Raw genomic sequence first — 11,045 nt, forward strand, 5'->3', positions numbered from 1 at the left:
GTAGCCCTGGGCGACGCCCACCGGCGGCGCGCCCCACCGTCTGAGCCCGTGCGTGTCCCTGGCCCGCGTGGAGGTCCGGCTGGGTGAACGGGACGCCGCGAAGGCGCGGCTGACGACGCTCCTGGGCGGGCCCTCGCTGGAGCCCGAGTGGCGCGAGCGGCGCGGAGGCCCTGCTCTCCGAGCTGGGCTGAAGGCCCGCGCGCGGAGGGCCGCTCAGGCGGCGATCTGCTTGCGCAGCAGCCGCGTCAGCTCGGACGGGTCCACCGGCTTGGGCAGCAGCTCCGCGCCGTAGCGGATGGCCACGGGCAGCAGGTCATCCAGGTCCGAGTGGCCCGTGAGGAAGATGAACGGCGCCCGGCACTCCTGCAGCTCGCGCATGGCGACGAGCACGTCGGAGCCGTTCATCTCCGGCATGTTGTAGTCGCACAGGATGGCGGCGACGCCGGAGAGGTCCAGGTGGAAGGCCTCGGCGGGGGACTGCACCGTGAGCACCGTGTAGCCCGCGCCCCGCAGGGTGTCCCCCACGGTCGCGAGCACGAAGAGGTCATCGTCGATGACCAGCACGGTTGACATGGGCGGTCCTCCAGCGCCTGGCCGGCGCGCTGATACCTCCGAGTGTAGCCGAGCCCGCGCGTCCGCGCGCCACACCCCACCGTCCGGGTCGCCGGGGTCGGGACCACCCCCGTCGTCGGGTGTGGGCGCGGGCCGGGCCCAAGGGCCTCAGCGTTTCGTGGCCGTGACCGGGGACGGGATGAGGATGAGCTGCTCCTGGGGTGGGTTGAGGTACTCGGCGCCGGTGTCGGTGACGACGGCCATCTCCTCCACGGAGAGGATGCGCAGCGCGTCCGGGCTGCTGCCGTCCTTCCACGCGAAGAACCCGTCGAAGGCGAACACCTGGCCGGGCTGGAGCTTGCGCAGCGCGGAGCCCGTGGGCGGCTTGCCGGACGCCGCGCCGGACAGGGCCGGGCCGGCGTCATGGGCCCAGTAGCCCACGGGATGGCCGGTGCCCCACATCACGGGCTCGGAGCCCGCTTCGCGCATCCAGTCGCGCTGGGCCTTGTCCACGTCGTAGCCGCGCGCGCCGGGCTTCATCGCCGCCAGCGCGATGCGGCTGCCCTTCTTCGACTTCTCCCACTTCGCCAGCGCCTCCGCGGGCGGCTGCTTCTCTCCCGGGGCCAGCACGTAGGCGAAGCGCTGGATGTCCGTCACCCACGTGCCGCCCACGCGGATGCCGAAGTCCGTCTGGATGAAGTCCCCTGGCTGGATGACGCGGTCGGTGGCGTTCGAGTGCCCGCGCGTGGGCCCGCTGTTCACGTTGGGGTTCTGGTCCGGCTGCCACCCGTCGCCCACGCCCAGCTCCGCGATGCGCTTCTTGAGGAAGCGCGCCACGTCCGAGTCCCGCGTCTTGCCCGGCACCACCGTGCGGTACGCCTCCTCCTCCAGCTTCGCGGTGAGGTCCGCGGCCTTGCGCAGGATGTCCACCTCCTCCGGCGTCTTCACGGACAGCCACTCGGAGACCAGGTCCTCGGAGGACACCAGCTTCTTGCGCAGCGCGGGGGACAGCGCCGCCTCCAGCTTCGCGCGCTGCGTGGCGGACAGCCCGTCCGCGATGGACATCCGCTCCGACGAGTTGATGGCCACCTTCGCCGGCTTCGCCTTGGCCAGCCGCGCGGCGATGAGCGCGTTCACGTCCGCGCCGCGCTCGAAGGCCACCACCTGGTCCACCACGCCCATGTCCCGGAGCGCGGTGGCCTCACCCTCGGGGGACAGGGCGGTGGAGCGCAGCGTGTCGCCGTCGCGCAGGAACAGGAACGCGGCGGTGCCGCCCGCGTTCTCCCCGCCGACGTGGCCCGCGAGCGGGTCGTTGTCGTTCTCGCGGCAGAGCACCACCCACGCGTCCACGCCCGCGCGGGCCATGGCCCGGGGCAAGAGCTTCTGGAGCCGCTCCTTGCGCACGCGAGGCCACGCGCCCTCCGCGGCGGGCACCGCGGGGGCCGCGTGAGCGAGGGAGGCAAGCAGCAGGGCGGAGAGGAGGACGGGCCGGACACGCGTCATGGATGCGCTCTTCCTGGTGGGGGGAACGGCGCGGATTGTTTCACGGCCGCGCGGCGCGGCCACCCACACGCCGTGCACCGCGCGGGGGCTTCGCAGGGAAGTCCCGGAATCAAGAGCCATGGCCGGGATGTGGGCCTGTCCGGCGAGGGACGGGGGCCTGCCCTCCGGTCGCGGGCGCGGATGGCTGTCTGTCATTGCGCCGGGACCGCCGGGAGGGCGCGAAGGCCGCCAGGGCTTGCGAGCGTGCGCGCTGTCTCCAACCCCGGAGTCGCACATGCGCGTCGAGGAATCGGTAGCCACCGCGGACTATGCCCTGGGCCACGAGGACCGGGAGCTGCAACGGCTGATGCTCCAGGCGCAGGTGTACGCGCCGCTGACGGAAGGAGTGCTGCGCGGGGCCGGCCTCAAGCCCGGCATGCGGGTGCTGGACGTGGGCTGCGGCGTGGGGGACGTGTCCTTCCTCGCCGCGGAGCTGGTGGGCCCCACGGGCCAGGTGGTGGGCGTAGACCGCGAGGCCCGCGTCCTCACCTGGGCCCGGCAGCGCGCCGAAGCGCAGTGCCTTGCCCACGTGCGCTTCCAGCAGGGCAGCCTGGAGTCCCTGCCCGTCGACCGCCCCTTCGACGCCATCGTCTGCCGGCTGGTGCTGATGTACCAGCCGGACCCCATCTCGTTCGTGCGCCGCATGGCGGAGCACCTGCGCCCCGGGGGCGTGATGGCGCTGCACGAACTGGAGCTGGCGGCCATGGGCCTGACGCACCCGAAGCTGCCGCTGTTCTCCCGCATCTGGGGCTGGATGCTGCCCACCTGCGAGCGCCTGGGCATCAAGGTCCACATGGGCATGGAGCTGGTGTCCACGCTGCGCAGGGCGGGGCTGGTGGTGGATGACGGCGTGATTGGCGGACGGCTGGGCGTGACAGCGGACGCGGAGCCCACGCAGGCCCTGGTGGAGACGGTGCGCACGCTCCTGCCCCACATGGAGCGGCTGGGCGTGGCGCTGGCCATGGAGGTGGACATCGACACGCTGGCCGCCCGCCTCACCGCCGAGCTTCGCGCCAACGGCGGCGTGCTGGTGCCCAGCCTCATGGTGGGCGCCTGGGGCCACCGGCCAGGCCCCGTCTAGCGCGGCCTGCTTCGCACGACTTCACGAGCGGCGGAGGAGTGGGTCGCTTAGAGTGGCCTCATGGCAAAGACGGCACCCCGCAAGTCCCCGGCCAAGGTGAAGAAGCAGCCCGCGCGCCCCGCCGCTCCCGCGAAGGCCCCGGCCCGGCCGGTGAAGGCGAAGGTGGAGAAGGTGGACCCCCGCCGCGCCTCCGCGTCATCCCCCAGGCCCCCCGTGCTGGAGGCCGAGCCCGTCTTCGACTCCAGCCCCGGAGAGGCCCCGCCCAGGGCCACTCCCAAGAGCCTGCCCGCGGGCGAGCCGCAGGGCCGCGTGCTGCCCTTCGAAATCGACCCGGCGCAGCTGGAGGCCGGCTTCAAGAAGCTCCGCGGCGAGCTGGTCCACTGGACCAACAAGGGCCGCTACACCAAGGTCCGCTTCAAGTTCCGGGGCAAGCAGCTGCTGCCGACCTGCCCCTGGCCGCCGTCGTCGCCGCGGAGGGGCTGTCGTTCTACTGGGGCGGCATCCTGCGCGTGCTCGTGGCCAACGTCGTGGGCAAGAGCGTCTTCGAGGTGGAGCTGGTCAACGACGCGGACAAGCGCGTCCTGGCGGGCCGTGAAGCGCTCCTGTCGGGTGACGTGGACCAGGCACTTACGTTGTTCCGTGAGGCGCTCGCCATGGACCGCGACAACGCCTCCGCGCACCTCAACGTGGGCGTGGCGCTGAAGCTGCGCGGGGACCGCGAAGGGGCGCTCGCCGCGTTCGAGACCGCGAAGTCCAAGGACCCCGAAGGCGGCGTGGGCGCGGAGGCCGAACGGCTGGCCGCGAACCTCCGGCCGAAGGCCTGAAAACGGCCCTGGAGAAGGCCTGGAAAACGGCCTCCGGTGGGGCTGAAAACGCACCGCCCGGATGTTCCCTCCGGGTGCCCGGAAAGGCCCTCTCCGACCCCTGGAACCGGGCGGGCGGGCAGCCGTGGCGAATCCCCCCTGTTTCCCTTGTTGACTGAGGGAAATCCAGGGGTTACGAACACTCTCCCATCGAACGGAGCCCCCACGTGAGGGGCCCGTCCGCACCTTCCAGAGCCCATGGCTGACGACACCACCGACACGCCGGCAACGCCCCCCGCGCCTCCTCCGTCGAGCGGCGCCGGAGAGCTCATTCCCATCAACATCGAAGACGAGATGCGCCGCTCGTATCTCGACTATTCGATGTCCGTCATCATCGGCCGCGCGCTGCCGGACGTGCGCGACGGCCTGAAGCCCGTGCACCGTCGCGTCCTCTTCGCGATGAACGACCTGGGCAACCTCCACAACCGCGCCTACAAGAAGAGCGCGCGCGTGGTGGGTGACGTCATCGGTAAGTACCACCCGCACGGCGACTCGTCCGTGTACGACGCCATGGTGCGCCTGGCCCAGGAGTGGAGCCTGCGCTACCTGCTGGTGGACGGCCAGGGCAACTTCGGCTCGGTGGACGGCGACTCGCCAGCGGCCATGCGCTACACGGAAGTGCGCATGGAGCGGCTGGCGGAGGACCTCCTGGGGGACATCGACAAGGAGACCGTCGAGTTCGGCCCCAACTACGACGACTCGCTGGAAGAGCCGCTCGTCCTGCCGGCCAAGTTCCCCAACCTCCTCGTCAACGGCAGCAGCGGCATCGCGGTGGGCATGACCACCAACATCCCGCCGCACAACATGACGGAGGTCGTGTCCGGGACGCTGCACCTCATCGACAACCCGGACTGCACCGTCCTGGACCTGATGGAGTTCATCGAGGGGCCGGACTTCCCCACCGCCGCCATCATCACCGGCCGCGAGGGCATCCGCCGCGCCTACGAGACGGGCCGCGGGGCCATGACCATCCGTGCGCGCACGGAGATTGAGACGAACAAGAAGGGCGACCGTGAGGCCATCATCGTCACGGAGATCCCCTACCAGGTGAACAAGGCCCGGCTCATCGAGAAGATCGCCGAGCTGGTGCGTGAGAAGAAGCTGGAGGGCATCAGCGACATCCGTGACGAGAGCGACCGTCAGGGCATGCGCATCGTCATCGAGCTCAAGCGCGACGCCATCTCCCAGGTGGTGCTCAACAACCTCTTCACCATGACGCAGATGGAGACGACGTTCGGCGCGGTGATGCTGGCCATCGACGGCGGCAGCCGCGCACGCTCAACCTGAAGGAGCTGCTGGACCGCTTCGTCGCGCACCGCCGCGACGTGGTGACGCGCCGCACGCGCTACGAGCTGCGCAAGGCGCTCTCTCGCATGCACATCGTGGAAGGCCTGCTCGTCGCGCAGGACCTCATCGACCTGGTGGTCAGCCTCATCCGCGCGTCGCGCGACCCGGACGAGGCCCGCTGGGGCCTGATGAACATCCTGTCGCCGGAGCTGTACACGCGCGAGCGCTTCCAGAACCTGGACCGCATCGACTACGCGAAGGCCAAGGCGCAGATGGAGCTCTTGGTCAGCCGCGCGCGCAACGAGGAGCCGGCCTACGGCGGCCTGGAGCACAAGTACGAGGGCGCGGGCTTCAGCGAGGACCAGGCGCAGAACATCCTGGAGATGCGCCTGCAGCGCCTCACCGGCCTGCAGCGCGAGGAGCTCTTCAAGGAGCTCATCGGGCTGGTGCGCGACATCGCGCGCCTGCGCGACATCCTGGCCAACGAGAAGAGCCTGCTCTCCGTCATCAAGGCGGAGCTGATGGAGATCCGCGAGCGCTACGGCGACAAGCGCCGCACGGAAATCACGGGCGCGGTGGATGACTTCACCAGCGAGGACCTCATCGCGGAAGAGACGATGGTGGTCACGCTGTCGCACACGGGCTACGTGAAGCGCTCGCCCCTGTCGGAGTACCGCGCGCAGAAGCGCGGCGGGCGCGGCAAGACGGGCGCGGGGACCAAGGAGGACGACTTCGTCACCAAGGTGTTCGTGGCCAGCACGCACGCGTACCTCATGCCCATCACCACCAAGGGCAAGCTGTACTCGCTGAAGGTGCACCAGATTCCGCAGGGCAGCCGCACGTCGCGCGGCAAGGCCATCGTGAACCTGGTGCAGTTCGGGGAGGGAGAGCGGCTGGCGCAGGTGCTGGTGACGCGCGACTTCCCGGAGAACCGCTACGTCTTCTTCGTCACGAAGAAGGGCGTGGTGAAGCGCACGGACCTGAGCGCGTTCGAGAGCGTCCGCGCCAGCGGCATCATCGCGCTGGGCATCGACGAGGGCGACGAGCTGGTGGGCGTCATGATTACCGACGGCACCAAGGACATCCTCCTGTCCACGGCCACGGGCATGAGCATCCGCTTCAAGGAAGAGGATGTGCGCTCCATGGGCCGTCAGGCCTACGGCGTGAAGGGCATCACGCTGGAGGACGGCGACGAGGTGGTGGGCGCGGACCTCCTGGACAAGGAGCCGGAGGAGGGCCAGACGCCCGCGGAGCAGGGCAGCGCCATCCTCACGGTGACGGAGAACGGCTACGGCAAGCGCACGCAGGGCGCCGAGTACCGGCAGCAGGGCCGTGGCGGCAAGGGCATCATCGACATCAAGGCCACCGAGCGGAACGGCCGCGTGGTGGGCGTGGTGCAGGTGAAGGACAGCGACGAGGTGATGCTCGTCACCAACGGCGGCATGCTCATCCGCATGAAGGTGAAGGAGATCTCCGTCATCGGCCGCAACACGCAGGGCGTGCGCCTCATCGCGCTGGAGAACGGCGAGGAGAAGGTGATGGCCATCTCCAAGCTCCCCGAAGGCGAGGAGTCCGAGGAGGAGACGGAGGCCACGTCGCCCGTGGAGGCGGCCAGCGCCGAGGGTGCGGAGGCGGAGGCCTCCGCGCCGGAGGCTCCGGCGGACACGTCCGGTCCGGAGGGCTCCTCCGAGGGCGCTGCTGGCGGTGAAGGCGAGCCCGGCTCGGAAGGCTGAGTCAGGGCCGTCGGTTGAAGCACGGGAGGGCCGGTGACGGGACGCGCGAGAGGCGCTTCCGGGACCGGCCCTCTTCGTTTGTCCGGGGGCTACTTCTGGGTGAGGTCCTTGGGCACCTTGAGGCCGGCGGTGTTCTCGTCGATCCAGAAGATGTTCATGACCCACCAGCGCTGGCCGTCGTTGAAGAGCTGGATGCTGTTGACGCCCTTGGCGATGAGCGGCCCGTCCTGCGTGCCGCGCGCCTCATAGGTGCTCATCACCTGCACCAGGGCGCCGAAGGCGTGCGTCTGGCGCGCGGTCTCCTTCTCGAAGAAGCCGTGCGTCGCGGTGGCCTCCTGGCCCCACGTCACGTAGTCCTCCGGAGTGATGGGGCGGGCCGCGAGCGTGGTGGCGCCCGGGGGCTTCACGAGCGGGATGAGCTGGGCGCCCGGGTAGAAGAGGGAGCGGAAGCGCTGCCAGTCGCGAGGCGTCCCCGCCGGCCGCTGATGACGTCGTAGAGGGCCTTGAGGATGGCGTCCTGGGACTTCACGTCCTCGGGCCTGGCCTTGGGCACTTGCGCGAGCGCGGCCTGGGTGCGCTCCGCGGCGGCCTTCAGCGGGTTCGGCTTCGCCGGAGCGGCGGGGGCTGCCGGAGCGGTCGCGCCTTGGGCGCGGACGCGGGGGCAGCGGGGGCCTGGGCGAAGGACGTGGCTCCCAGCAGGACGGCACAGGCGATGAGCAGGCGCGACATGGGGACTCCCGGGAAGTGGGCAGCAACGGCGAGCGAGCCTAATCCCACCGCGCGGAAGCGCGGCAGCCGCTTCGGAGCGCCTGCCCGAACCGGTCCGACTGTCGGACAGGTTCCGGCCGTGTCCGGCCCCGGGCCCCGGTGCTTGGCCCGGCGGGTGCCGCACCGTAGTGTGCCCGCCGTCATGGCCTTCCTCTCGCTCGATGCCCTCACCCTGAAGTTCCTCGGCGCTCCTGCCCCGGCGGTGCGGGACGTGACGCTGGCGCTGGAGCCGGGGGACGCGGTGGCGCTGATGGGCACCTCCGGCTCCGGGAAGACGGCGCTGCTGCGGCTGGTGGCGGGCCTGGAGCAGCCGACGTCCGGCACCGTCACGCTCGAAGGCCGGGTGTTCGCGGGGCCGGACACGTTCGTGCCCCCGGAGCAGCGCCCCCTGCGCCGCGTCCTCCACGACGGCGAGCTCGAATCCGGCCTCACCGTGCGCGACGTGGTGATGGGCGTGCAGCCGAAGGGCGAAGGCCTGGCGCACGCGCGCGGCCTGCTGGCGCTGTTCCAGCTGGAGGACCTGGAGTCGCGCGCCTGCGGCACGCTCTCCCGTGGACAGCGGCAGCGGGTGCTGCTGGCCCGGGCGCTGGCCTCCGGCACGAAGCTGCTGGTGCTGGATGAGCCCTTCGCCGGAATGGACGCGGGCCTGCGCGCCACCGTGCTCGGGGAGTGGCGCCGCGTGCTCAAGGCGCGAGGCACCGCCGTGCTCTTCGCCACGCACGACGTGGGGGACGCGCTGGCCTTCGCGGACCGGCTGGTGCTGCTGCGCGCGGGCACGGTGGAACAGCAGGGCACCCCCGAGTCCGTCTACGAAGCGCCGCGCACCGCCTTCGCCGCGTACTTCCTGGGCGGCACCAACCTGCTGCCCGGCTCCGCCTTCGGCCGCGTCGCGCGCACGGCCCTGGGCAACCTTCCGCTGAGCAGCGATGCGCGCGGCGAGGTGATGCTCTCCCTGCGCCCGGAGGCGCTGCGGCTCGTCCCCGACACGGACGGCGTCGCGGTGGGCGGCGCGCTGCGTGCGGAGGTGCTGGAGCGCGCCTTCCGGGGCGCGCACGTGGACCTCACCGTGTCCTGCGCGGGCATGGCCCTGGTGGTGCGCACGGCTCCCGCGTCCCCTTGCGCGAGGGCAGCCGCGCCCGCCTGGAGGTCTCAGGCCGCGCGGACGTGCTGGAGGAGACACCCGCGCAGGCCCGCTAGCGCCCCGGGCGTGCAAGCGCCGGGCCGGGATGATGCAATCACCCGCGTCCGCCATCCGTAGGGAGGGGTATGAACATCGCAGGCCTTCGAGGAATGGGGACCCGCTTCTTCCACTACGTTCGCGACCCCCGGGTGGCGACGTGGCGCAAGCTGGCCGGGCTGCTGGCCGTCCTGTACTTCGTGTCGCCCGTGGACGTGATTCCGGACTTCATCCCGGTGGTCGGCTGGCTGGACGACCTGGGCGTGCTGTCCGCCGCGGCGTTCTTCATGGTGCGCGAGGTCCAGCGCTGGCGCCCCGGCACGCTGTCTGGCGAGCCGGAGCTCGACGGCCTCCCGCGTGACGAGGAGGGCCGCACGCGCGAGCCCTCGCTGCGCCGGCACTCCTAGCCGCTGCTCTCGCGGCGGTTCTCGAAGTGCACGAAGTCGATGAGGAACGTGGCGGCCAGGACCAGCGTGCGGACATGCGGGTCGTGCAGGCCATTGAACCGGACGCCGAAGTTGTCGGCGTCCGTGAACAGCTCCTTGCCGAACCCGCTCCACTTCTTCGCGATGGTGCCCACCTCGCGGCCCTGCTGCTCCACGTTGAACGTCCACGGCCGGAAGAACGGCCCGCTCAAGTGGGCCAGCTCCTCGTCGCGGGGCCCGAGCACGTCGTAGGCGCGGCTGAAGAAGCGGAAGCGCTGCTGGATGGCGCCCAGGTGCCGCCCCTCGCCGTCCTCCACCTCCATCCGGGACAGCCAGAAGCGCCACGGGCGGCGCAGCCGCAGCAGCGTCTCTCCGCTCGCGGACTTGAGCTCCATCGTGAAGGGCCGCTTCGCCTTGAGGAAGCTGCGCAGGATGAACAGCCCCACGCCGCTGCCCACCTCGCCCGCGAAGAAGAGCGGGCCTCCGTCATTGCCCACCACCTCGTAGCGGTTGCGGCCCTCGAAGCCGGTGAGGATTTCCCCCCACTCCTTCACCTGCCGCACGCGCAGCGCGTGCTCATCACGCAAGAGGGTCAGGGCCTGGGACTCGACGGGCATGGGCGGCTCCGGGACGGCGGAACGAAGCGGACAGCTTAGGGCTAGAACTGGCCCAGCACCGCCAGCCCCAGGCCGCCGTGGCGTCCCAGCGTCGCCGGGATGACGGAGACGGCCGGCGCGTCATCCGGCCCGTCGAAGTCGCGCGTGAGGAAGGTCGCGGTCCCCAGGCCGGCCACCACGCCCACGGCGGTGCCCACCAGGAGGACGTCCCCGTGGCCGTCGTTGAACGCCAGGAACAGCGCGCTCAGCCCCATCAGTCCGCCCAGGAGGCCGCCCGCGTCGATGAGCAGCACCCGGCCCCGGGAGATGTCCAGGCTGCGTGACACCAGCGCGAACGTGAGCAGGCCCGCGCCCACCACGCCCTGCTCGATGCCGAAGAACGCGCGCGCGTCGTTGTCGTCCTGCGTGCCCATGATGAGCGCCGCCACCACGCCGGACCACAGGCCGCCGGAGTTCGCCAGCGACACCTGCCCGGCGGTGGGCCGCGCCAGCTCCGCCACCAGGATGCCCAGCCCCGTGAAGCCCAGCGCCCCCGCCATCACCGCCCCCGTGGAGGCATCGCCGTCCAGGTCGAGCGAGCCAATCGACGCAAGGCCATACCCGAAGCCCCACACCGTGCCGGAGTTGATGGCCGCCGCCTGCCCCTGCGTCAGCCCGCTCTGCGTGGTGAGCAGGGAAAGCGCCGCCCCCGCGCCGCCGCCCAGGAGCGACACCGCCACGTACGCGCGCGTGTCCTGGCAGTGGGAGATGGCGCACAGCAGGATGCCCTGGGTGATGCCGTGCATCGTCTGCACGATGGTCAGCGACGCCCGCGCCCCCTTCGACGGTCCCTCCTGCGACGGTCCCTCCTCCGACGACACCACCGGCCGCGCCAGCGTGTCCTGCGCCAGCCGCGCGCCGGGGTCCAGCCGCGTCCGCGCCAGCCGCGCCAGCTCCGGCGCACCCCGCGAGCTCGCGCGAAGTGGCGCACCAGCGCGCAGCGTGCCGCCCATCAGCAGCG

General features: G+C 71.4%; 8 protein-coding genes and 2 pseudogenes. 5 read left to right on the forward strand and 5 right to left on the reverse strand.

Annotated features, from left to right (window positions below; translation table 11 throughout):
- Window positions 1-213 precede the first annotated feature (213 nt).
- Together ACLEQD_RS26760 and ACLEQD_RS26765 are read right to left on the reverse strand one after the other, a co-directional pair.
- The gene (locus tag ACLEQD_RS26760; RefSeq protein ID WP_410387786.1) at window positions 214-573 is read right to left on the reverse strand and encodes a response regulator; all 360 of its coding nucleotides are present in this window, start codon (window positions 571-573) and stop codon (window positions 214-216) included.
- 147 nt (window positions 574-720) lie between these two features.
- A complete protein-coding gene (locus tag ACLEQD_RS26765) occupies window positions 721-2,055 on the reverse strand; it encodes a M24 family metallopeptidase (protein WP_410387787.1) in 1,335 nt (444 codons plus the stop codon).
- 274 nt (window positions 2,056-2,329) lie between these two features.
- On the opposite strand from ACLEQD_RS26765, the gene ACLEQD_RS26770 reads away from it, so the two are divergent.
- The 3 genes and pseudogenes from ACLEQD_RS26770 to gyrA all read left to right on the forward strand — a co-directional run bounded on the left by ACLEQD_RS26770 (window position 2,330) and on the right by gyrA (window position 7,058).
- Entirely contained in the window at window positions 2,330-3,175 is an 846-nt protein-coding gene (locus ACLEQD_RS26770) for a class I SAM-dependent methyltransferase (protein WP_410387788.1), read from the forward strand.
- A 60-nt stretch (window positions 3,176-3,235) separates the two neighbouring features.
- Window positions 3,236-3,999 (forward strand): annotated as a pseudogene (locus ACLEQD_RS26775) (tetratricopeptide repeat protein).
- A gap of 237 nt (window positions 4,000-4,236) precedes the next feature.
- Window positions 4,237-7,058: pseudogene (gene gyrA / locus ACLEQD_RS26780) on the forward strand (DNA gyrase subunit A).
- 89 nt (window positions 7,059-7,147) lie between these two features.
- On the opposite strand, the gene ACLEQD_RS26785 reads toward gyrA, so the two are convergent.
- Entirely contained in the window at window positions 7,148-7,465 is a 318-nt protein-coding gene (locus ACLEQD_RS26785) for a hypothetical protein (protein ID WP_410387789.1), read from the reverse strand.
- 503 nt (window positions 7,466-7,968) lie between these two features.
- Between ACLEQD_RS26785 and ACLEQD_RS26790 the strand changes: the two genes are divergently transcribed.
- On the forward strand, window positions 7,969-9,084 hold the full coding sequence (locus ACLEQD_RS26790; protein WP_410387790.1) for an ABC transporter ATP-binding protein: 1,116 nt from the start codon (window positions 7,969-7,971) through the stop codon (window positions 9,082-9,084).
- An 8-nt stretch (window positions 9,085-9,092) separates the two neighbouring features.
- Window positions 9,093-9,410 (forward strand): YkvA family protein, encoded by a 318-nt coding sequence (locus ACLEQD_RS26795; RefSeq protein ID WP_120524340.1) that lies wholly within the window; start codon window positions 9,093-9,095, stop codon window positions 9,408-9,410.
- Here ACLEQD_RS26795 and ACLEQD_RS26800 read toward each other — a convergent pair.
- Window positions 9,407-10,045 carry a phospholipid scramblase-related protein gene (locus tag ACLEQD_RS26800; RefSeq protein ID WP_410387791.1) on the reverse strand — a complete coding sequence of 213 codons (639 nt, stop codon included), beginning with the start codon at window positions 10,043-10,045 and terminating at the stop codon, window positions 9,407-9,409. The genes ACLEQD_RS26795 and ACLEQD_RS26800 overlap by 4 nt on opposite strands.
- A 41-nt stretch (window positions 10,046-10,086) precedes the next feature.
- On the reverse strand, window positions 10,087-11,045 hold a 959-nt coding region (locus ACLEQD_RS26805), incomplete at its 5' end, for a hypothetical protein (protein ID WP_410387792.1).

This window comes from Corallococcus sp. 4LFB (genome assembly GCF_046520365.1).
Lineage (GTDB): Bacteria > Myxococcota > Myxococcia > Myxococcales > Myxococcaceae > Corallococcus > Corallococcus caeni.

What these genes read in the sequence shown, in the direction of transcription:
- ACLEQD_RS26760 (WP_410387786.1), bottom strand. Translation starts at nt 573, where the DNA reads ATGTCAACCGTGCTGGTCATCGACGATGACCTCTTCGTGCTCGCGACC.
- ACLEQD_RS26765 (WP_410387787.1), bottom strand. Translation starts at nt 2,055, where the DNA reads ATGACGCGTGTCCGGCCCGTCCTCCTCTCCGCCCTGCTGCTTGCCTCC.
- ACLEQD_RS26770 (WP_410387788.1), top strand. Translation starts at nt 2,330, where the DNA reads ATGCGCGTCGAGGAATCGGTAGCCACCGCGGACTATGCCCTGGGCCAC.
- ACLEQD_RS26790 (WP_410387790.1), top strand. Translation starts at nt 7,969, where the DNA reads ATGGCCTTCCTCTCGCTCGATGCCCTCACCCTGAAGTTCCTCGGCGCT.
- ACLEQD_RS26795 (WP_120524340.1), top strand. Translation starts at nt 9,093, where the DNA reads ATGAACATCGCAGGCCTTCGAGGAATGGGGACCCGCTTCTTCCACTAC.
- ACLEQD_RS26800 (WP_410387791.1), bottom strand. Translation starts at nt 10,045, where the DNA reads ATGCCCGTCGAGTCCCAGGCCCTGACCCTCTTGCGTGATGAGCACGCG.